Origin of the sequence: Liquorilactobacillus nagelii DSM 13675 (assembly GCF_019444005.1) — a bacterium.
GTDB classification, from domain to species: Bacteria; Bacillota; Bacilli; order Lactobacillales; family Lactobacillaceae; genus Liquorilactobacillus; species Liquorilactobacillus nagelii.
This window is the reverse complement of sequence record NZ_CP049304.1, coordinates 1,015,650-1,036,698: the sequence shown is the minus strand read 5'-3', so window position 1 is coordinate 1,036,698 and position 21,049 is coordinate 1,015,650. Positions and strand designations below refer to the sequence as shown.

20 protein-coding genes and 2 pseudogenes are annotated in these 21,049 nt (G+C 36.1%); 16 read left to right on the top strand and 6 right to left on the bottom strand.

All coding sequences use genetic code 11. The features are described from left to right. Positions 1-133: 133 nt before the first annotated feature. Positions 134-283 carry an FRG domain-containing protein gene (locus G6O73_RS12785; RefSeq protein WP_235805065.1) on the bottom strand — a complete coding sequence of 50 codons (150 nt, stop codon included), beginning with the start codon at positions 281-283 and terminating at the stop codon, positions 134-136. Between the two features lie 469 nt (positions 284-752). On the opposite strand from G6O73_RS12785, the pseudogene G6O73_RS05420 reads away from it, so the two are divergent. Further along, positions 753-857: pseudogene (locus G6O73_RS05420) on the top strand (putative holin-like toxin); the annotation flags it as partial. Between the two features lie 319 nt (positions 858-1,176). Here G6O73_RS05420 and G6O73_RS05415 read toward each other — a convergent pair. After that, positions 1,177-1,497 (bottom strand): ArsR/SmtB family transcription factor, encoded by a 321-nt coding sequence (locus G6O73_RS05415; RefSeq protein WP_057885621.1) that lies wholly within the window; start codon positions 1,495-1,497, stop codon positions 1,177-1,179. Between the two features lie 78 nt (positions 1,498-1,575). Between G6O73_RS05415 and G6O73_RS05410 the strand changes: the two genes are divergently transcribed. Continuing rightward, positions 1,576-1,938 carry a hypothetical protein gene (locus tag G6O73_RS05410; RefSeq protein WP_057885622.1) on the top strand — a complete coding sequence of 121 codons (363 nt, stop codon included), beginning with the start codon at positions 1,576-1,578 and terminating at the stop codon, positions 1,936-1,938. A 229-nt stretch (positions 1,939-2,167) separates the two neighbouring features. Here the strand turns inward: G6O73_RS05410 and G6O73_RS12995 are convergent. Together G6O73_RS12995 and G6O73_RS05405 are read right to left on the bottom strand one after the other, a co-directional pair. Continuing rightward, positions 2,168-2,416, bottom strand: a pseudogene (locus tag G6O73_RS12995) (type II toxin-antitoxin system YafQ family toxin); the annotation flags it as partial. Between the two features lie 25 nt (positions 2,417-2,441). After that, positions 2,442-3,602 (bottom strand): hypothetical protein, encoded by a 1,161-nt coding sequence (locus G6O73_RS05405; protein ID WP_057885623.1) that lies wholly within the window; start codon positions 3,600-3,602, stop codon positions 2,442-2,444. 293 nt (positions 3,603-3,895) lie between these two features. On the opposite strand from G6O73_RS05405, the gene G6O73_RS05400 reads away from it, so the two are divergent. Both G6O73_RS05400 and G6O73_RS05395 read left to right on the top strand, forming a co-directional pair. After that, entirely contained in the window at positions 3,896-6,193 is a 2,298-nt protein-coding gene (locus G6O73_RS05400) for a copper-translocating P-type ATPase (protein ID WP_057885624.1), read from the top strand. Between the two features lie 357 nt (positions 6,194-6,550). Next, entirely contained in the window at positions 6,551-7,357 is an 807-nt protein-coding gene (locus G6O73_RS05395) for a carbon-nitrogen hydrolase family protein (protein WP_057885648.1), read from the top strand. A gap of 165 nt (positions 7,358-7,522) precedes the next feature. Here G6O73_RS05395 and G6O73_RS05390 read toward each other — a convergent pair whose 3' ends face one another. Next, positions 7,523-7,840 (bottom strand): hypothetical protein, encoded by a 318-nt coding sequence (locus tag G6O73_RS05390; protein ID WP_057885625.1) that lies wholly within the window; start codon positions 7,838-7,840, stop codon positions 7,523-7,525. A gap of 181 nt (positions 7,841-8,021) precedes the next feature. Between G6O73_RS05390 and G6O73_RS05385 the strand changes: the two genes are divergently transcribed. From G6O73_RS05385 to G6O73_RS05370, 5 genes are all read left to right on the top strand, one after another. Continuing rightward, the gene (locus G6O73_RS05385) at positions 8,022-8,267 is read left to right on the top strand and encodes a hypothetical protein (protein WP_057885626.1); all 246 of its coding nucleotides are present in this window, start codon (positions 8,022-8,024) and stop codon (positions 8,265-8,267) included. Between the two features lie 118 nt (positions 8,268-8,385). Further along, positions 8,386-11,178 carry a LysM peptidoglycan-binding domain-containing protein gene (locus tag G6O73_RS05380; protein WP_219935227.1) on the top strand — a complete coding sequence of 931 codons (2,793 nt, stop codon included), beginning with the start codon at positions 8,386-8,388 and terminating at the stop codon, positions 11,176-11,178. A gap of 541 nt (positions 11,179-11,719) precedes the next feature. Further along, a complete protein-coding gene (locus tag G6O73_RS05375) occupies positions 11,720-12,529 on the top strand; it encodes an acyltransferase family protein (RefSeq protein ID WP_057885627.1) in 810 nt (269 codons plus the stop codon). Positions 12,530-12,534: 5 nt separating this feature from the next. Then, positions 12,535-12,813, top strand: coding sequence for a hypothetical protein (locus G6O73_RS12780; protein ID WP_057885628.1), 279 nt, complete (start codon positions 12,535-12,537; stop codon positions 12,811-12,813). 25 nt (positions 12,814-12,838) lie between these two features. Next, on the top strand, positions 12,839-13,681 hold the full coding sequence (locus G6O73_RS05370; protein WP_057885629.1) for a DNA/RNA non-specific endonuclease: 843 nt from the start codon (positions 12,839-12,841) through the stop codon (positions 13,679-13,681). Between the two features lie 86 nt (positions 13,682-13,767). On the opposite strand, the gene G6O73_RS05365 is transcribed toward G6O73_RS05370, so the two are convergent. Continuing rightward, positions 13,768-14,355 (bottom strand): sigma-70 family RNA polymerase sigma factor, encoded by a 588-nt coding sequence (locus tag G6O73_RS05365; protein WP_057885630.1) that lies wholly within the window; start codon positions 14,353-14,355, stop codon positions 13,768-13,770. Positions 14,356-14,580: 225 nt separating this feature from the next. Here G6O73_RS05365 and G6O73_RS05360 point away from each other — a divergent pair, with 225 nt between their 5' ends. The 7 genes from G6O73_RS05360 to G6O73_RS05330 all read left to right on the top strand — a co-directional run bounded on the left by G6O73_RS05360 (position 14,581) and on the right by G6O73_RS05330 (position 21,049). After that, positions 14,581-15,342, top strand: a complete 762-nt coding sequence (locus G6O73_RS05360; RefSeq protein ID WP_057885631.1) for a hypothetical protein — start codon at positions 14,581-14,583, stop codon at positions 15,340-15,342. 30 nt (positions 15,343-15,372) lie between these two features. Continuing rightward, a complete protein-coding gene (locus G6O73_RS05355) occupies positions 15,373-16,005 on the top strand; it encodes a hypothetical protein (protein ID WP_057885632.1) in 633 nt (210 codons plus the stop codon). Between the two features lie 366 nt (positions 16,006-16,371). Beyond that, complete coding sequence (locus G6O73_RS05350) at positions 16,372-17,040, top strand: sugar transferase (RefSeq protein WP_057885633.1); 669 nt, start codon at positions 16,372-16,374, stop codon at positions 17,038-17,040. Between the two features lie 22 nt (positions 17,041-17,062). Then, the gene (locus G6O73_RS05345; protein ID WP_057885649.1) at positions 17,063-18,136 is read left to right on the top strand and encodes a glycosyltransferase; all 1,074 of its coding nucleotides are present in this window, start codon (positions 17,063-17,065) and stop codon (positions 18,134-18,136) included. Positions 18,137-18,165: 29 nt separating this feature from the next. Next, the gene (locus tag G6O73_RS05340) at positions 18,166-19,578 is read left to right on the top strand and encodes a lipopolysaccharide biosynthesis protein (RefSeq protein ID WP_083478486.1); all 1,413 of its coding nucleotides are present in this window, start codon (positions 18,166-18,168) and stop codon (positions 19,576-19,578) included. Positions 19,579-19,594: 16 nt separating this feature from the next. Then, complete coding sequence (locus G6O73_RS05335) at positions 19,595-20,323, top strand: CDP-alcohol phosphatidyltransferase family protein (RefSeq protein WP_235805066.1); 729 nt, start codon at positions 19,595-19,597, stop codon at positions 20,321-20,323. A gap of 3 nt (positions 20,324-20,326) precedes the next feature. Next, on the top strand, positions 20,327-21,049 hold the full coding sequence (locus G6O73_RS05330; RefSeq protein ID WP_057885635.1) for an IspD/TarI family cytidylyltransferase: 723 nt from the start codon (positions 20,327-20,329) through the stop codon (positions 21,047-21,049).

Sequence of the window (21,049 nt, the reverse complement as noted above, 5' to 3'; positions counted from 1 at the left end):
CAAAGCGTCAACGTTTTTATTATAAGAAGATATACTGTCATAAATGGTTTTCTTTTTGGCTTCGTCCATTAACACTAGTGTTGACAAGATTTCTACCGGATCACTACGACTACTGTAGTACGTGTAGTCATCACTATTTGCGTTCTGTTAAAATAAACATGGTAACTGTCCCATTTGCTTCATTTCCTTTAGAATCAATATGAGATTGACAGGCAAAATAAAGAGCCACAAGATCATTAGTTGTTACATCTAATAACCCAGTTGGCAAGCCAAAATGTTGCATATAAGACAGGTGAAAAAATTATTTTCTAAATTGTTAAAATCATTTGCGTACCTTCGCATGTACTCATTAGTGAATGAATATTCACGAGTATATCCGGAGAGTTTTTTTGCCTAAAGACGCTAGCAATGTTATTAATATTTTTGAAGTCACTTGATTGTCCTCTATAGAAAAAGCGTGGTAGCAACCCTCTTCCATCAACTGTTATGTTATCTTTTATAGAGTTCTGTGACCTCCTTTTTTTAAAAAAAATTATTTACAGATTTAACTTGGAAGTCCTGTGCTATTAGCATAACCCCAGTTAAAATGAAATATACGCTACTGATTTAAAAATATGTTTCTAAAACAATTATATTCCCTGTATAATGGATCAAGTAGAGAAGTTAAGGCGGTGGCTATTTCCAATCGGGGGTGGTGCTTATGGTGTTAAACCTCTAAAGCCCATAAATCCTAATGAAAGGAGTAAGCCTAAGTGTCCGTTGCGGACGCTTTACAATTAATGCTGGCTTTCGGTATGTTTATCGTAGCCTTAATCGCATTAATTGTTGAGCTGATCAAAAGTCAGCAAAAAAAATAATCCGTCTTAGCTTTTGGCAGGGCTAACGGATTATTTAATCTATTATTAAACTTTGCCACCGTCTTAAGCGGCTCTACATGGGAAGTCCTGTTCCAGCAGGGCTTCCTTTTTCTGTCCACATTATAACATGCCAGATAGTTTTTGAGTACCACGTTACTTCAATTTAAGAAAACGATTGAGTTTTAGTCCCTTTTCCTCTTGCTGTTAAACTAGGGAACAGTTACCAAGAAAACAGCAACAAAGTCTGTTCAAAAGCTAGTAAAAAAGGGAAAACTTAGTAAGCAATTTTAACTCTAATGCTAAATATTCTTTGGTCAAACTAGTTTTTGGATAGATGATTAGAAACTATGGTTCTTAATAAATGAGGAAATTTTTGATTCAATTCTTTTTTTCGCAAAGTAAGATAACTATGGACACCTGAACGTCTAATTGAGATCAAACCATTTAGGCGTAGATTCCTATAATGTTGTGACAAATTGCTTTTTTTACCTAGGTCACTAAAAATCTCACAGGAACATTCTTGGTTTTCTTTAAATAGTGCGGATACAATTTCTAAGCGAGTGGGGTCACTTAGTGATTTCAATACTTGCGTAAGGGTTACTTTGTCGATGTCAGCGTTAGCCAAAATAGTATCTGTCATCCTCTTGTCATTCTCCTTTGAGATTCTTTACTTTTCAACTGTTTAGTGTATACTAAACAGTTGAAAGAGGGAATTGATATGAACCAAAAATTAGAAATAATTGAACATTACTTTAAACTATCAGATTTAGCTTCCAGTGATCACCAAGCATTAAACGGAATCATCAATTTATTTTCGAATGATGCTGTTGTTGAGGGAGCTAATGGGGTTGTTGCTAATAATCCAACTAAGATTGCTAGTTTCTTTGAAAAATTTTTCGAAGATAATCAGGAACTACGCCATTTATGTCATATCAGTCCTAATAGCGATGAATACAAGACTGAATGGGTTGTTGCCGGTCGTAAAAAAGATGGTAAATTGTTTGCGCTTCATGGCTTTGATAGATATAAGTTCAATCAACAAAACAAAATAAGCTTTCTAAAAGTTGAAACTATAAAGTAGAAAATCGCAAATGGTCACTAAGGTATAACCCTAGTGGCCGTTTTTGTTTCCGTGATTATACTTGGATTATAGATGCTCATTAGATTTGTCCAAATTAGGCCCTATAACAGAGAGTGATAGTGGCACAGCCTAAAAGATATGAGATGTGTTTGAGAAAAGCTCAAGTGAGTCTTGCTTCTCTGATAGGGGTATTTATGCTTATTTCAAATGAAAAGACGCCTGAACTCAGCTATTGATTCAATATTTCGTGAAACACAGTGGCTGCCAACAACAAAATCAATTCGTTATGATCTAACTGATAAATAACAATCTAATTATCATAGTTTTTACTGTAACTTCCATACCTAGCAGGGTGAAATTCACGATAACCACGCCAGTTACCCTGCAATTCATGATCTTTGATCAGTTTCAAAATAAGTGTATCTTGTTCGAAAATTGCTTTTAAACAAGGCTTCAAGACAGATATTGGGAAGTCCTTGTCCCCAAACTAGTTCAGTTTGATTTTAGTAAATCTTAATTGAATTAAAGTTGTAGTTATCCGGCCGTACTTTAGCAAAAACAGCCAATAAAACGATATTATATGAAACTTCAACTAAATGCTGATCGATGGCGGAACTAATTAAAGCCAGTAGTAAAAAAAGTAATAAGCTCGTTGACTGCGATTGGCAAAGCCGCCAGAGCAAGTAAAAAATGACTGCGGTGACAATTAGAGAAATTACTATTCCTGAAATGACTAACAGGCGGATATATGAGGAGTCAACATAAAAATAATTTGTTGGTGGTACTAAATCACCATTGCTGTGTTCAGCCACGTACTGTCCAAATAAAGAAACACCATGCTGACGTAAAGCAATATTTCCAAAAGTTAACCGACTAGAAAGTATATGATCTAGCACTCTAAACCAAGCTAAGTGCGGATTAAAAAAGTAAGCCAGTGCAACGTTCAAAAAGACATAAAGAGCGGTTAAAATTGCTAGTCCTTGAAATTGCAATTTAGCGAGTAATTGTTTAAAGAGATTCGGCTTTATTACAATTAGTAATAGCAACAACATCATGATTAGATCCAGTCGAGAATTGGTTAAACTGAACACCAATATGGTAAATAATAACGCGCCAATTTTTTCCCACTTAATTAAGGACAACTTGCGCCAAGCACAATAGGCGGTTAATAGATAAAAACACCGGGCAGCGAGATCTGTTGGTGTCAAGAATCCCAAAGATAATCGTAAAAAATGAAATTGACCGGCACGTGGGACGATTTGTTCCGGAATTATTTTTGTCCAGCAAGCAAAAATAATATAGAGAATGGTGATGACGACAGTAAATATGTATGTTTTTAAGATTTTATCAAAATCAACATCAAAGGCACCAACGATTAAAATCGCATAGTAGAAGACATTAGAATCCTGGGAAATCTTAGCTAGAAAATAGAAAATGATAATTGCAGTGACAGTTAATAGTTTAGCTTTGATTGATAAATCATCTAGAAAAATAAATTTACAGCTAATAAGCAATGCCAGGCATTTAACAAGAAAATAAATTTGCCCCATCGACATTACGGTTGGAACAAAGTAGCTGAGCTTGATGGTCATCAAGCAGATAAAAGCTGCTAAACAGGCTAAGTAGAAAACACTGCGCTGCCGTTTCAATTGATCAAAAGTCATCGTGGCTTTCCTCCAGTATGTACAACTCAGATGTCAGTAAAAGTTCAACTGACTACTATATTCTAGCATAAAAAAGTAAAATACGAATAAAATGGCAAGATTGTCAAATTACATTTCAATAACAATTGTCATTATCTGGTAAAAGGAGAAAAATTCGACAGTTACTTTTGAGAAATGAAACAAATAATTTTCAGCCATTTATGTTTACAAGTGTAAACATAAAGTGCTACAATAAAATCAAGTTAGTTGATTAATTAACAAACAACTTGCATCATAACGTTAGGGGGATGAATATGGTAAAAGATAAAAAAGAAATTAATCAAGCGATGAACGATCACAGTCAAATGAAAAATGCAGGCCACGATATGAGTAAGATGGACCACAGCCAGATGAAAATGAAAGACCATGATATGAGTAAGATGGACCACAGCCAAATGAAAAATGCAGGCCATGACATGGGTAAGATGGACCACAGCCAAATGAAAAATGCAGGCCATGACATGGGTAAGATGGACCACAGCCAAATGAAAATGACAGGCCATGATATGAGTAAGATGGACCATGGTCAAATGAAAATGGCCGGCCATGACATGATGATGCATGGCGGTCAGATGATGCACATGGGTAATTTGAAACAGAAATTTTGGGTGTCATTAGTCTTGGCTCTGCCAGTCTTGTTATTGGCTCCAATTATGGGACTCGATCGAGCAGTAATTAACCTTGGTGATTCTTGGCTGAAAAGTTTGCTAATTATTGTCTTTGATGCAGCATTATACTTTTATGGTGGAGCACCATTTTTAAAGGGAGCGAAAGCTGAAATTCAAAGCAAGGAACCAGCGATGATGACGTTGATTACCATGGGTATTTCAGTTTCTTTTTTCTATAGTGTCTACGCCTTTATTGCCAATAATTTTTTGCAGCCTAGTACGATGGTAATGGATTTCTCATTTGAATTAGCAACATTGATTTTGATTATGCTGTTGGGGCATTGGATTGAAATGAATGCGATGATGGGCGCTGGCAATGCACTTCAGAAGATGGCAGCTTTATTGCCGAAAACAGCTCATTTAATCACTAAAGATGGTCAAATTACTGAAGTGGCTGTCAATCACTTGAAAAAAGATCAATTATTTCAAGTTCGGGCTGGCGAGAGTGTAGCAGCTGATGGAATGATTACTGAAGGTACTTCTGCAGTTAATGAATCATTAGTTACTGGTGAAGCTGCTGCCGTTAAGAAAAAAGTTGGTGATCAAGTAATTGGTGGTTCGGTTAACAATAATGGAACTTTAACGGTTAAGGTTACTGGTACTGGCGAATCAGGTTATTTGTCACAAGTAATGAAGTTAGTCCAACAAGCTCAGCAAGCAAAGTCCAAAGCCGAAACAACAGCTGATAAAGTTGCTAAATATTTATTCTATGCAGCTCTAATCGTTGGAATCTTAGCTTTCTTTATCTGGTTGCCACAAGGCTTGTCGGTCGCTCTAACAAGAATGGTGACGGTCTTCGTGATTGCTTGTCCGCATGCACTTGGTGTAGCCATTCCATTGGTTGTTGCTCGTTCAACCTCAATTGGCGCTCAAAATGGTTTATTGTTGCGAAATCGGCAAGCAGTTGCTGCCAGTCGGCAATTAAGTCATGTTTTTCTTGATAAAACTGGGACTTTAACCGTTGGGAAATTTACGGTAAATGCCATTTTACCGACAGAGAAAATAAAATCAGCCGAACTTTTAGCAAAATTCGCTGCTTTAGAGAATACTTCCTCGCATCCTTTAGCACAAGCAATTTTAGCTAAGGCAGACGAAGAACAAGTTAAGTTTGCTTCTGCTCAAAATGTCAATACTTTGCCTGGAATCGGGCTCAGTGGGACGATTGAAAATCAAAAATATACCATTGCCAATTTGGGCTATCTCAAACAGCAAAAAATTGCTTTTGATCAAAAACAGGCTAATGATTGGGCTAGTCGGGGGAATTCAATCAGTTTCTTATTAAATGATCAACAACAGGTGTTAGGGATGATTGCTGAAGGTGATCAGCTAAAACCGGGATCACAGCAATTAATTAAACAACTACAGCAACGTGAGATTACTCCGGTTATGTTAACTGGTGATAATCCTCAGGCCGCCAAGCATATTGCTGAACAACTGGGGATTACGGATTTTCACGCAGGATTGTTACCTCAAGCTAAGCAAAAAATTATTAAACAGTATCAAGCAGAAGGTAAGCATGTCATGATGGTTGGTGATGGAGTCAATGATGCGCCTAGTTTAGCTGCAGCTAATATTGGAGTTGCGATTGGAGCTGGAACTGATGTTGCTTTAGATTCAGCTGATGTCATTTTGGTTAGATCTAATCCGCATGATATTTTGAATTTCTTATCATTGGCTAAACTAACGAATCGAAAAATGATTCAAAACCTCTGGTGGGGAGCGGGATACAATATTGTGGCCTTACCATTAGCTGCCGGTATTTTAGCACCTATCGGCATCATTTTAGATCCAGCAGTCGGTGCAATTGTTATGGCGCTTTCAACTGTGGTTGTAGCCTTGAATGCCATGAGCTTAACAGCTGATAAAATTAAATCAAGAACCTAATTAATTATCAAAATAAAAAAGTTATTATCTTAGAACAAATATTTCAATAAATAAGTGAAAAATGTTTGCTTTTATTAGAATTTAAAGTTAAGATAAAAATCGTATAGCATAGACATAAGCGGGAAGGGTGCCCGCTTTTTTTGTTTTAAATTATTAGAAGACACTAGCTAACTTATTAAATTATCATACAAAATTAACAATACTTTATTTATGTTAAAAAAGAACAATAAATTATTTTGCAACTAGTTTAACAATTTTGTTATTAACTGATTATTAACATGTTATTGTTGGTAATTTTGGAAGTACTTACCTTTAGTGTGCTATGATAAGGTCAACTTAAAGATTAAGGTGATGCAAATGAAATTTAAACTAGCATTAGCACAAGTTGAGTCCAAAAGATCAGCCGGTAAAAATTTAGCAGCAGCTGCCAAGATAATTGAAAAAGCTAAACAAAAAGGAGCACAATTGTTAGTATTCCCGGAATTGTTCATGAGCTCACTGCCACCAGATGCTGATTTGACGCAAACTCAACAACACGTAGAGAGTATAAACGGCCCTTTTGTAACTGCCATGCGCGAATTAGCAGATCGCTGGCAATTATGGCTAGTTTTCGGTTTTCGGGAACAAAGCACATCAGTAAGTGATTCACGGGTGCAAAATACAGTTTTGGTAGTCGATGAAGCTGGGGAAATTCAAGGAGTTTATCATAAAACACATCTTTATGACGCTTTTGGTACTCAAGAATCGGCCACAGTTGCTCCGGGAAACAAACTGTTTGAACCGATTAGGACTCCATTTGGCAAAATTGGTTTATTCGTTTGTTATGAACTGCGATTCCCAGAAATTGCTCGCTACCAGGCATTACATGAAGCTGATTTAATTATCGTACCAGCAGCTTGGTATCAGGGTAAACAAAAATTAAATCATTGGCAGACACTTGTTACAGCACGGGCACTTGAAAATACTGTTTTCGTGGCGGCTTGCGATCTGCCAGCGGCCAACCAATGTATTGGTCACAGCTTGGTGGTTGATCCGGCAGGTGAAATTCTACAACAAGCTGGAACACAAGATCAAATGCTGTTGGCAACAATTGATTTGCAACGAATTAGCCAAGTTCGACAGTTTTTGCCGGCAGCCAACCAGCGTCGAGCGGAACTATATTGAGTAGCTATTTTTGGTATATATAATAGGTAGAAAAAATAATTTTACGAGAAGCAGGCAGGCTAATTATAAATTAACCTGCCTATTATTATATTGATGAAATTTTCTGACGAGAGCAATTAATTTGTTTAAATTATCGGGAAATAAAATAAAGTCATGCAGAATTCACTAGGAAGTATGGGGATGAAGCTGCTTAAAGGTTTCATCAAGTAAATCTTCTAGACGATCTAAAGTTTCTAGTGATGGTCGTGAATCTAACAAAAAGCGCAATTGATAGATGAAAATCTCGTAAAATTCACCGAGTTCTTGACGATTAATTATATCAGTTTGGGTAGTTATTTTACGCAGCCAAGACAAATCTTCGTCAACAGTTTGGGCCAAGAAAGGATAATCAACTTGATGATGATTAATAAAGTCAATATCCTCACGAATCTGACTCGCTAATTTTTGCAGCGAATCCGTTTGTACTTGAAAATGATTTGTCATTTTGACACCTCCAGTGAATACATTCTATCATGTTTGGTTGAATTAAGGTGAAAATAAGTACTTAAGAAAACAAAGTTTTAGTAAGGTTGTTTATTTAACAACTTTTAGATCAAAAAAATCAAATTAATTTAAGCTAAACGATATAATATGTTAAAATGAAAGTCAGTGGAGGAGTGATGAAGTGTTGACGGATTATGAATTTATTATTAATTTGGCAAATTATGATTTATTTACTGATTCGAATCGGCGCCAGGTATTGAAAAAAAATTCCAGTAACGGTCAGCAAACTGAATACCGCTTGCCAGCAAAGGATTTTTTGAATTTACTTGATGAATTGAATCGCTATCATCGAAGCGGTAATCAGCAAAATTTATGGGAAACGATTGAAAAAAAATACCTGAACTTAGGTAATTTAATTATTAAGTAATGTTTTAGATTACAGTCTTTTTACATTTAGCAAAAGTTAAGCTATTTTGGGATTACATATGTTAACCTTAATTTAATTAAAACGGGAGTTAGATTCATTAATAGGAGGTATTTTTTCTATGCAGGATTTTCATGAGCAGAAAAATCATTACAAAATGTATAAAACGGGAAAGTTTTGGACATTTGGTTTGATTACAACTATGTCTTTATGCGTAGGCTTACAATTGAAACCAGTACATAGTTTGGCAGCAGATGCCTCAACTAAGGTTCCAGATACTAGTTCTTCTTCAAGTTCTGACAGTTCAGCAAGTTCTAGCAGCAGTCTTGAGATTGTATCATCTTCGTCAGCTAAAGATAGCAGTAGTTCATCATCTTCTTCAGAGGCAGCTAAGACATCATCTAGTACGGAAGCTGAACAATCAAGTTCTGCAGCAGCGACATCAAGTTCTGCAGCAGCGACATCAAGTACTGCTACAACTAGTGCAGAAAGCGTCAAAAACAGTGACACAAACAGTAATAAATCTAATACTGCAAGTTCGACCTCTGCTGATGTAGCTTCGAGTAGTTCAGTTGCGGCGAATGATCAAACTAGTTCATCTAGTTCATCAAGCAATGCTGACAGTACCAGCACTGTTTCTTCAAGTGCAACTACAGCAACGAGTTCATCAACAGCAAACTCAGCAGCAACGAGTTCATCAACCGAAAAGACAGCAGACTCAGCTGCAACAAGTTCATCAACCGAAAAGACAGCAGACTCAGCTGCAACAAGTTCATCAACCGAAAAGACAGCAGACTCAGCTGCAACAAGTTCGTCAACCGAAAAGACAGCAGAATCAGCTGCGACAAGTTCATCAACAGCAAAGACAGCAGAATCAGCTGCAACAAGTTCGTCAACCGAAAAGACAGCAGAATCAGCTGCGACAAGTTCGTCAACTGAAAAGACAGCAGAATCAGCTGCAACAAGTTCGTCAACCGAAAAGACAGCAGAATCAGCAGCAACGAGTTCGTTAACAGCAAAGACAGCGTCATCGGCTGCAACGAGTTCATCAACTGAAAAGACTGCCGCAACAACAACGAGTTCGACATCAACTACTACAACAACTAGTTCAAGTACTTTAGCGGCTGAAATAAAAACCTTAAGTGCTCAATTAAATAGCAGTTTGACGTCCAGTAATACAACGACAACTACAGAAAGTGAATTAAAGGCTGCAATTGCTAAAATTATGGCTGAAAATACAGCTAACTATAGTACTGAAGTCTCAACCTTTTTGAATGAGGTCATTACTGGTGCAATTAACGGTTGGACGAAATACAAAATTTTGCCTTCATTAACAGTTTCTCAAGCCATTTTAGAGAGTGGTTGGGGAACATCAACGTTGGCTTCAAAAGATCATAATTTGTTTGGAATTAAAGCTGATAGTTCATGGACAGGTAAAACCGCAACTTTTTATACCAAGGAATATTATAATGGTGCGTACCATACTGTTTCCGCTAAGTTTAGAGCTTATGACAGTTATAGTGATAGTATAGTTGATCATGACAAGTTTTTAATCGATAATTCACGTTACAGTAACTTAATTGGACAAACTAATTACTTGACAGTTACTAGCTTAATTTCCAAAGACGGTTATGCAACAGATCCTAATTATACTTCAAGTTTAAGAACAATTATAAGTGAATATGGCTTAACGGCTTGGGATCAATTAGCCTTTAAGTATTCTGGTGTAACAGTTGATAACACATCTTCTAGTTCAGATAGTGACAGTTCATCGACCAGCACCCAGTATTACACTGTCCAATCCGGTGATACTTTAAGTGGGATTGCAACGACATATAGTACAACAGTACCTAATTTAGTTTCTTGGAATGGCATTGCCAATAAAAATGTGATTTATGTTGGTCAGAAATTAATTGTTAGCCAAGGAACTTCTTCAAGTACGAGTTCCAGCACTAATAGTAGCTCAACAAACTCGTCAAGTACTGGAACCTATACAGTCAAGTCTGGTGATACTTTGAGTAGTATTGCAACAGGTCACAGTACAACGGTTAGCAGCCTTGTTTCATTAAACAGTATCAGTAATCCAAACGTGATTTATGTTGGTCAGGTCTTGAAGTTAAGTGCTAACTCAACTGGAACTAGTTCAAACACAACTAGCTCAAGTTCAGCTACAACAGCAAGTGGAACTTATACAGTTAAGTCTGGCGACTCTTTGAGCGGAATTGCCTCAAGTCATGGAACAACGGTTAGCAGCTTGGCTTCTCTGAACAACATTAGCAATACTAACTTGATTTACGTTGGTCAGGTCTTAAAATTAAGTGCTAACTCAACTGAAACTAGCTCAAATAAAACTAGTTCTAGTTCAACCACAGCGGCAAGTGGAACTTATACAGTTAAATCTGGTGATACACTTTATGGAATTGCCGCCAATAATAATACCAGCGTTAGCAGCCTAGTTTCGTTAAATAGCATTAGTGACCCTGACAACATTTATGTTGGTCAAGTCTTGAAGTTGAGTAGCAATAGTTCCAGCAGTAAAGCAACTACTACAACAACTAGTTCAAGTTCAACAAAGACTAGTGGTAGCTATACGATCAAGTCAGGTGATACCTTATATCAGATTGCAATCGCTAATGGTCTTAGTGTTAGCCAGTTAGCCAGCTTGAATAATATTAGTGATCCAAATGAAGTTTACGTTGGCCAAGTCTTGAAGTTAAGCGGCAGTAGTTCCAGCAGCAAGACAACAACCTCTAGTTCAAGTAAATCGACTACTAGTGGCAGTTATACAATCAAATCAGGCGATACTTTGTATGAGATTGCTTTAGAGCATGGAATGAGTTATAGTCAATTAGCAGCTTTAAATAATATCAGCAATGCAAATGAAATTTATGTTGGACAGACTTTGAAATTTTAATTTTATTGTGGATTAAACTGGAGATTTAAAAGGCGCGGGTAATCGTTTTGATTGCCAGCGTTTTTTGATTAGTTTTGGAGTAATTGAAAGAAACTGATAAAAAGTCCGCTTAAAGAATAAGAGATAAAAAGTGAGCTATTGTTGATCATGCCAAAAGGTATCGAAATCAAACTGATGCAAAGTAGGAAGAAGCAGACGTTACGAAAAAAGTAGGTTCCCAGAGACTTTTCACTTAATAAAGCCAAACCAGTTAGAATCTGGGCTAAGGTCAATAATATGATGGCAGAGATGGTTGAAATGTAAATTGAAGGGCGAATTAAGTTGACGTTAAAAAAGATCAGCAAGCTAAGCCAGATTAGACTGGACGCAATAAGAATCCAGCCGGCAATTTTGCGCATATGATCACCTCTAAAACTTTAATTAGCAACAGTCTAACAAGACTTTTTAAATATTTAGTGAATTTTTGGTTAATTAAGATTTACAAATTCAGTAAGTGGTTAACGCTATTTGCTAGATTATCAGAGAAAGTAGAACATGGTTTATGAAGCAAAAAGATTATCCTTTAGCCGATTGGGGCGATTATTTAAAGTTAACTGCTTGTACCGCGGTTATCTTACAGAGTGTTCTTGGATTGGCAATTAATTTACCGCTACCCAAAGCAACTCAAGTTGGTATTGGCTTTACCTATGATTTAGTTAAATTTACCGCGCCAGCCTTTATTTTTGGAATTTTATTCACGACGATTCGTCTACGGGCAGCAGTAAGGCAGAGTTATTGGCAGTACTTGCGCCAACAATGGTCCGCTTTGTTTTTGCCGAGTATTTGTTGGACAATCATTTACCTTGTTGGCTTACCGCAGTTACAGCAAATCCAGCATTATCATAATTTTCCTAGTTTTATTTGGCAATTTTTCAATGGTAATGCCGCTCCGCATCTTTGGTATAATACGATGATGTTACAGTTTATTATTTTGATGCCGTTATTCTGGTGGCTAGCGGTCTGGTGTCGCCAGCGACCAGCACGTACATGGTTGACAGTTATTGTTAGTGTGGTATTTGCTGGTAGCTGGTTATTAGGATACCAATACTTGGTTGGCAGTCGTCCAGAACATTGGTACTTGCTCGATCGGATCTGGTTGAGCTTTGTTTTATTTGCCATTTTAGGGGTTCTTATAAGTCTTTATCAACCCAAAATTGCCTACTGGCTTAAGAAATTGCGTTATTGGTTATTAGCCGGTTGGGGGTTAACTTATCTTTGGACTGGCTGGCAGCTTTTTCGGGATGGCTTGCCAATCAAGCTTAGCCAAGCTTCTTATTATCAGTTCTCAATGACGATCTATGGATTGGATTGATCATCTTGCTGGCGGAACATCAGCGCCAACAAAAGCCAACCGTCGCTCAAAAAGTTCATTGGTTAGCTGGCTTTGCCTATAAAGCATACTTGGCAAATGTTTTTTGGTCAGTGATTTGGTGGCAAGTAGGTGGTCGGCAGCTGACTTTACTTCAACCAGCAGTTGGCATTATTGGGGTGTACTTGCTGACGTGGCTAAGTTCATATGCTACTGCGATTGGTTTGAAGGCATTGGTTGGCAGGGTTCAAAATGTTTTCGAATTAAGACTAAAAAAAGAAAAATAATCAATAAACAAGTGGGGAAGATTACGTGAAAAAGCGCAAGAAACAACATCGACAACCAGCTGCAGCAACGATTGCGGCTGTGGTGATTTTAGCGGTGATTTGGCTGATGGGTGGCAATCCAACTCAGATCCAGTCAGTAGCTGAACATCCGCTGGCGAAAATTCAGCAGTTGGTCCAAGAAAAACAACAACAGTCGTCAACAACTAAGGCTAATGTTCAGCAAAGTGATTTAGCCAAGTTGAATTATGTTGCTGGAAAATCGGCTATAGTGAATGTCAATGGTGGTAAAAGCCAACTGAAAATGGCTGATTGGCAGCAAAATCGAGTTAATTATCGTAATTTGGATTCGTTGAACCGAACTTCGCAGGCAAATGTCGCTTATCTTGAACCACGCAACTTGGCTAATGATAGTTTGCGGGTGCGACAGTATATCCAGCCCACTGGTTGGCACCAAAAGTTTGTGACAGGAGAACCAATTATTAATCGCGGGCATTTGATTGCCTATTCACTCTCCAAGGGTATTGCACAGGACGGCAATTATCAGCCGAATTTACCGAGTGGTGATCAAAATAATCCCAAAAATCTATTTACCCAGACTGCCTTTTCAAATCAAAAACTGCAGACAATTTATGAAGCAAAAGTTCGAGCGGCTTTACGTGCTAATCAAAAGGTTATCTATTCGGTGCAACCAATCTTTCGCAGTAATGAATTAATGGCTCGTGGTGTGCAACTGCAGGCGCTATCAGCGGATGGCTCGTTGAACTTCAATGTCTACATCTATAATGTTCAACCGGGAGTAGAATTTGATTATGCTACCGGACGTTCAACCATTGATCATCAAATGACGGTTCCAGAAGTAACTGAATAGTTTCGATTCAATAAAACAGTAAGAGGCTAGATCAAAAGGTGAGTTTTGATCTAGCCTTATTTTTTATGGGGTAAAAAAGGGAAATATTAGTTAGAATTATCGGCTGATGAATTCTGTTCATCGAGCTGCTTTAGCTTAGCTAAAATGCTACGCTTCCACTGATACACAGTTGGTCGACTGACTTGGCAAAGTTGAGCAATCTCAGTAATTGATTTATTTTGCAGCCGGTAGGCCAGATACAATTGTTCTTGAGCGGAGCAACGTTGCCACAGCTGTTGCGTTAACTCAGTGAATAAGAGATTATCAGCAAAGAGATTGGCGCTGGGATCAGCTGTCTCCAGTGGCGGTTGATCTGTTTGCAAATTAGGCTGTTCTAAACTAGCAGCAGGTATTTTACGGGTCCTTTGTGAACGAAGAAGATCTAATAGACGCCACTTTACCCGCCGAAAATAATAATTTTGCCGTCTGCGAGGTGATAATAAGGCAGCTCGATCGCAGACTTGCCGGGCCTCCAATAAGATTAAGGCTCCTTCTTGCAGTAAGTCTTGGTAATCGGGATAGGCAATTGTGATACCAATGGACTTGATGACCCCTTTTACTAGCTGGTAATCGGCAGGGGTAAAGTCAGAATGTTGATAATTTTGCGGTAAATGATTCTTGGATTGACGTGTCATGTTAGTTGCTCCTTAAAAGTATTAATATTTCTTGGCCAAGAACAAGTTAAATTTACCCAATCCGCCCCTGGCTGCCAACCTAGAGGTTTTAATAAAATAAGCTATAATCACAAAAAAGTGTTGCAAAGATATTAGCTTTAATTTACTATAATTATAGGAACTTGTTAGCGTTTACTTAAAAAGGGCTGGCAGTTATGGTAAAAATCTTAAAAAGGGAGCTGACTAATGACAGTAACTGGTTATAAAAATTTAACCCAGTGGCTACTGGAGCATGCGGAGATTGATCCGCAAGCAAAAATCGACCGGCACAACACTTTATTGTTGGTCGATTGTCATGAGCATTTCAGTGATTCAAATTGTCGTTCGTTGTTAATTGACCAGCATCGGGGAGTTGTTGGGAGTCCTAAAGAAACTAAGCGGCTGTTAAATGAATGGTTGGAGCAGCAAATGTTTGGCTTGATCTGGCAGCGATCAGTGCAAAAGAGTATTACAAAAAAGGAACGGGTTGAGTCCTTGGCAATCGTCCATGGCAATTCAATGTTTGTGCCGGTGAAGGGTGCTACGCAGCATTCAACCAGCTGGGTAGCAATGCATAACTTGGCGAGCAAAATATATTATTTACCGAACAAACCAGCCATTCAATTGAATTTTAAAATGGCTAATGCGAGCATTTTATCATTAGAAATGCCAGCTAATTGTAGCTTCTTTCGGCGACAATACGAGATTGCGCAAAAAATGATGCTGCAGCAGTGGCAAACATGGCGCAGTGCGGCGGCCGAATTGAAGATTGAAGAAGATAGTTTATTATTTAAGAGTTGTTTGGCAGAAGTTGACAGATTGGAATATATTCATCCACGAGAAATTTTTAATTTATACCAGCGCGAATTATGGGAGTGTTACATTAAAGGCTCCTGGGATGATCACTGTTCTCCAAAAGAGTTCGAGAAAAATCAAAAAGACGTTAAACGGCGCTATGATTATTTTTAACAACAATTACCCAAAAGGAGCTTAAAAACGATGATTAATGAGAATATTTCTTTTAGCGATGAGGTTGTCTTGAGTGCTTTACACGAAAAAAATCGGATTGATTTGCCATCGGCACAGGTGAAAGACAATCCTGAACAAATGGAAACTAATTTAATTCTGACGTACGATAACCCGCTCTGGTGCGACTTAATGTATGCTCAGCTTTACCGACAAGCCCAAGCCTTGGACTTTAGTGCTGGAGGAGTGGATTATGCAGTATTGGAAGTCAAACGTCCAACCGAAGAACAAGCAGCAGATAGCCAGTTGGTAGCAGTTTGTCACGTTATTCATGAGTATTTTGCCCAAGTTGAATTTGATCTGAAACTAGATTATTTGCCAGTGAGGGAGGTCTATGATCAAACTAAAAAAGAATTGGTGGATGATGCATTAATCGCTAAGGAAAGTATCTACCGCTTGATGCGCTACAAACGCAGAATAAAACGCGATAAAAAGATGTTGGCAATACACTTCAAGGCTTATCGTGCAGGGCGCTTGTTAGAAAGAGTAAAGGATATGCGCTGTCAATATGATGACAAGCTGGAGTTTAATGAATATTCAACTCGGTTATTAGCTAATCAACCTGATTTCTTAATGAAGTTGAGTACCAAGCATGAAGATGAGTAGGATTTACTGAAAATAATTCGCAAATTAAAAGCTTAAGCTAAAAAAGTGAGAACGAGATAAATAATGTTCTCACTTTTTTGTTGCCCGGTGATAAAATCGGTTTCTTGTCGTTGCTAATTTTTAACGAAACAAGTTTAGTTAATTAAAAACAGAAAAAATGATTTTAAATCTGCAAACATATTTTTTACATTTTCTTAAGGAAAAGTATATAATATTAAGCAGATATAAATAAATTAAACAAATATTTAATAGATTGATTAATTGATGGCTTTATTTAAAGTAAATTATAATATTTAAAAGAACGTGTGATTTGTGTATAATTGAGTTACTATTGATTTTTAGTAAGAATGTGTAGGGGGACATTGGATGTTGAAGTGTGGCTTAAATGAAGAACAGTCTGTTTTAGACCAAGCAGCTATTGATCATCGTTATCTATATCGTGCATTGAAGCGCGTTGCCGATGTTGCCTTAAGTATGGCAGGATTAATTGTTTTGTCACCGGTACTGGCTGGTGTCGCAATTGCAATTAAGGTTGATGATAAAAAAGGACCAGTTTTTTATCGGCAAGAAAGGGTTGGCCGGCACGGCAAAAGGTTCATGATGTTTAAGTTCCGTTCAATGTGCGTTGATGCCGAAGAAAAACTCAAAGAATTAAAAAAGTACAATGAAGTTGATGGCGCAATGTTCAAGATGAAGCACGATCCGCGAGTAACGAAGGTTGGACACTTTATCCGCCATTACAGTATTGATGAATTGCCACAGTTATTTAATGTCCTAGCTGGTGATATGAGCTTAGTTGGTCCAAGACCGCCACTGCCACGAGAAATAAAAGAATATACTGAGTATGATAAGCAACGTTTGTATGTGATCCCTGGCTGCACGGGTTTATGGCAAGTTAGTGGGCGCAATGATGTTGGCTTTCAAGAAATGGTCGAACTTGATTTGCAGTATATTAGAAAAAGTGGAATTTTATATGATTTAGGAATTATGTTTAGAACAATTAAAATTATGGTGTTCCCTAATGGGGCATATTAAAAGAGGTTGAAAGGTGATATTTATGTTAAAAGTGTTGATGGTGTGTGAGTCTTTTGGTGGAGGTGTTTTTGCCTATGTTTCTCAATTATGTAATGATATGTGTGAGTATGATGACTTTGAAATTTATTTAGCTTATTCAGTTCGCCCTCAGACTCCAAAAGATTTTAAAAGCAAACTTAATAAAAAGATACATTTGATTGAAGTCAAATCATTCTATTCATATAAAAGCTTAACTGGTTTTTTTAAAACTGTTAAAGAGTTAAGAAATATTGAAGAAAAAATAAAACCGGATATAATACATCTACATTCGTCTATAGCTGGTGGATTCGGTAGAATTGCATTTTCTGGAAAAACAAATAAAGTTGTCTATACTCCTCATGGATATGCTCATATTTTGATGGGAAGAAATAAGAAAACGATATTTTTTGAGATAATGGAAAGAGTACTGGGCAAAAGAAATGCAACTACTTTGACTTGTTGCGAAAGTGAAGATGAAGTCGCAAAGACATTTTCTACTCAAACAGCATATATAGAAACTGGAATTAATATTAATGATTTGTCAAAAAAAGTGAAAAAAATAGTAAGTAGTGATAAAAAAAAAGAATTTACAGTTTTTACTTTAGGACGTATTAGTTTCCAAAAACAACCAAAGTTATTTAACGAAATTGCTAAATTAGTTCCTGAAGCGAATTTTGTTTGGATTGGCGACGGAGAATTGAGAGACGAATTAGATGCACCAAACATCAAGATTACAGGATGGAAAGATAGGGAAGAAGCGCTGTCTTTGGCTTATAGTGCTGATGTGTACATTCTATGCTCTTTAGGGGAAGCAATTGCAATGAGTTTGGTAGAGAATATGTATTTGAGAAAGCTTTGTTTAGTAAGCAATGTAATGGGTAATAAAAGTGTTATAAAGAACAATGTCAATGGATACATTTGTAATGATGCATCAGAATATGCAAAAAGAATAAAAGAGTCAATGAATAACTTTCCAGGAAAGCTTGTTGAACAAGCATATAAAGACGTACTTAATGTTTATAATACTGAAACTATGAAAAAAAAGTATGTTGAATTTTATAAATCATTGGTTAAATAAAATATGGTATAGAATTGAATGGTGTAAACTTGAAAATTAAAAAACTATTTAAATATTTTTCTTACACAATTTTTTCGAATGGCATAACACTTTTAATATCAAGTTTAGTTGTATTTGTTATTCCCAAAATAATTGGTGTAAGTCAGTATTCATATTGGCAACTATACACATTTTTTATGATGTATGTTGGGATCCTGCACTTCGGATGGTTAGATGGAATCTATTTAAAATTTGGGGGAGAAAAATATAGTAATCTAGATAAAGATTTATTCCAGAAAGAATTTTTAGGGATTCTTTTTTTACAACTTGTTGAAGCAATAATTATTTTTTTATATGCCTATTCATTTCAAATGGCTGATAATAGAAAATTAGTAATATATGGTGTGGCATTAGGTTTATTGTTTACAAATATACGAACTTTTTTTCAGTACATTCTTCAAGTGACGACCCGAATAAGGGAGTATGCATTTGTTGTTTCCTTTGATCGTATTTTGTACATAATACTTGTTATTTTAGTTGTTGCCTTAGGGGAAAAAAATTTCGTTGTATTAATAATTTGTGATCTAGTAGCTAGAATGTCTTCGATGTGTACTTCGTTTTTATTTTGCAAAGATCTCATAGTGCATAAGATAATTTCGGCTAATCTTTTTATTAAGAATATTTATAATGATATATCTATTGGAAGTAAATTATTAGTTGCAAATTTTGCGAGTATTTTAGTTGTTGGTATTATTAGATACGGAATTCAACATTATTTTGGAGTGAGAGACTTCGGGAAAGTTTCTTTAATGCTCAGTATATCAAGTTTTATAATGACATTTATAAGTGCTATTAGTTTAGTGCTGTTTCCTTTTTTAAGGAGAATTGATAGAAAAAGGATTAGTAATGTTTTTATAGGAATAAGGGAATGCATAACTTTAGTACTTATAACCATGTTGTTGTTGTATTATCCAATGATGTGGTTTTTACCAAGATGGCTTCCTCAATATGCAGATAGTTTTAAATATATGACTGTACTTTTTCCAATGACGGTCTTTGATGGAAAGTTTGAGCTTCTTTCTAATACAATGATGAAAACTTTGAGACTAGAAAAAAAATTGTTGTTTTTTAATCTTATGTCAGTATCGTTCAGCTTTTTGGGTACCTTATTTTTAGGAACTATTTCTGCTGGAATATCAAGTTTTGTATATTTGATTTTAATCGCGCTCGCATCTAGAAGTATTTCATCTACAATTTTTGTTTCGAAAAAATTAAGCGTTGGTTTTATTAAAGATATTTCAATTGAGGTTGGGATGGTAGTGATTTTTCTAACGATAAATTTGTCTATCAGCTCTTTGTACTTGTCGGTACTGTTATTTGGATTAATCTATGTAATTTTTGGTGTTTATTATTGTAAAAAAATATTTAATATCTATAAAGTCGAAAAAAATAGTATTTTATAAGAGGAAGATGATATGAATGATTAAGCCGTCTGATATAGAAAAGGCAACAATGACTCATGAAAAAAAAAGAATGGCAAAAAATGACTATATTGCTTATTATGTCGGTAGAAAATTATCGTATATTTTAACAGTTCCATTTTTATATACCAAACTAACACCTAATTTTATCTCGATGTTGTCAATGGTTCCTTTGATAGTCGGATTTTATTTTTTTTATGTTGCAAAATCTTCATTTCTTTTAATAATTGGTTGGTTATGTTTGTTTTTATGGAACTTAATTGATGGTGTTGATGGAAATGTTGCACGATATCGTAAGCAATATTCTGAAATAGGAAGTGTCTTCGATGCGACGAGCGGGTATTTAGCTATGGTTGTTACTTTCTTTGCAGCCGGTATAGCAGCTGCACATGTTGGTGGAGTTCTTAATTTTTCTTTTGAAAATAATGAATTATATATAATTTTTGGTGCCATTTCAGGAATTGCTACAATTTTTCCAAGATTAGTAATGCAAAAAGCACTTGCAACTTTAAAAGATGATTCCAGCATTGATAGTGTTAAAGATAAAGGTTCATTTGGTCCTTATAAGGTAATTGCGCTCAATTTAAGTTCTGTTTCTGGGGGAGCTCAATTTCTCTTATTGTTGGCTATATTATTTAGGATTCTTAATATATATACTATAATTTATTTGCTATTTAATTTAATTGTTGCAATAGTTTCATTAAAAGATATTTTGGGGAGGAATTAAATTTTGAATATTGCTATAGTAATTGCGGGCGGATCTGGACATAGAATGGGACAGGATATACCAAAACAATTTATTCATGTGGATGATAAACCAATTTTAATTTATACACTTGAGAGTTTTCAAAATCATCCGCAGATAGATGCAATTGAAGTTGTTTGTATTGATGGATGGCAAGATGTTTTAAGAGCTTATGCTAAGCAATTTAATATTTCAAAATTGAAATGGGTTGTAACTGGAGGCTCTACTGGGCAGGAATCTATTAGAAACGGTGTTTTCAATTTAGAAGGTAAATGTGGTTTAAACGATAATATAATTATTCATGACGGGATTCGACCTTTAGTTGATGATTCAGTATTATCAGATGTTATTTTAAAATGCGATAAATTTGGGAATGCGGTAACATCTCTACCTTATAATGAACAAATATTTGTAATTGATTCAAAAGATAGTTCAGTTACAAAGAAATATATTCCAAGAGAAACATTGAGGCGTGTTTCAACACCGCAAGCATACAAGTTTGATTTATTGGATAAAAAATATCATGAAGCTTTTGAAAGAAAAATAGGAATTTATGGTTCTTCATACACAAATACTATGATGGCTGATTTAGGAGTTTGTTTACATTTTGCTGCTGGTTCGGATAAGAACATAAAGCTAACTACTAAGGATGATTTGGAGATGTTTCGAGGTTTTTTGAAAAACGAAAAGAAGAGTTGGCTTAAATAA

Coding starts and splice junctions, on each gene's coding strand:
- G6O73_RS12785 (WP_235805065.1), bottom strand. CDS start 283: ATGCAACATTTTGGCTTGCCAACTGGGTTATTAGATGTAACAACTAAT.
- G6O73_RS05415 (WP_057885621.1), bottom strand. CDS start 1,497: ATGACAGATACTATTTTGGCTAACGCTGACATCGACAAAGTAACCCTT.
- G6O73_RS05410 (WP_057885622.1), top strand. CDS start 1,576: ATGAACCAAAAATTAGAAATAATTGAACATTACTTTAAACTATCAGAT.
- G6O73_RS05405 (WP_057885623.1), bottom strand. CDS start 3,602: ATGACTTTTGATCAATTGAAACGGCAGCGCAGTGTTTTCTACTTAGCC.
- G6O73_RS05400 (WP_057885624.1), top strand. CDS start 3,896: ATGGTAAAAGATAAAAAAGAAATTAATCAAGCGATGAACGATCACAGT.
- G6O73_RS05395 (WP_057885648.1), top strand. CDS start 6,551: ATGAAATTTAAACTAGCATTAGCACAAGTTGAGTCCAAAAGATCAGCC.
- G6O73_RS05390 (WP_057885625.1), bottom strand. CDS start 7,840: ATGACAAATCATTTTCAAGTACAAACGGATTCGCTGCAAAAATTAGCG.
- G6O73_RS05380 (WP_219935227.1), top strand. CDS start 8,386: ATGCAGGATTTTCATGAGCAGAAAAATCATTACAAAATGTATAAAACG.
- G6O73_RS05375 (WP_057885627.1), top strand. CDS start 11,720: ATGAAGCAAAAAGATTATCCTTTAGCCGATTGGGGCGATTATTTAAAG.
- G6O73_RS05365 (WP_057885630.1), bottom strand. CDS start 14,355: ATGACACGTCAATCCAAGAATCATTTACCGCAAAATTATCAACATTCT.
- G6O73_RS05360 (WP_057885631.1), top strand. CDS start 14,581: ATGACAGTAACTGGTTATAAAAATTTAACCCAGTGGCTACTGGAGCAT.
- G6O73_RS05355 (WP_057885632.1), top strand. CDS start 15,373: ATGATTAATGAGAATATTTCTTTTAGCGATGAGGTTGTCTTGAGTGCT.
- G6O73_RS05350 (WP_057885633.1), top strand. CDS start 16,372: ATGTTGAAGTGTGGCTTAAATGAAGAACAGTCTGTTTTAGACCAAGCA.
- G6O73_RS05345 (WP_057885649.1), top strand. CDS start 17,063: ATGTTAAAAGTGTTGATGGTGTGTGAGTCTTTTGGTGGAGGTGTTTTT.
- G6O73_RS05335 (WP_235805066.1), top strand. CDS start 19,595: ATGATTAAGCCGTCTGATATAGAAAAGGCAACAATGACTCATGAAAAA.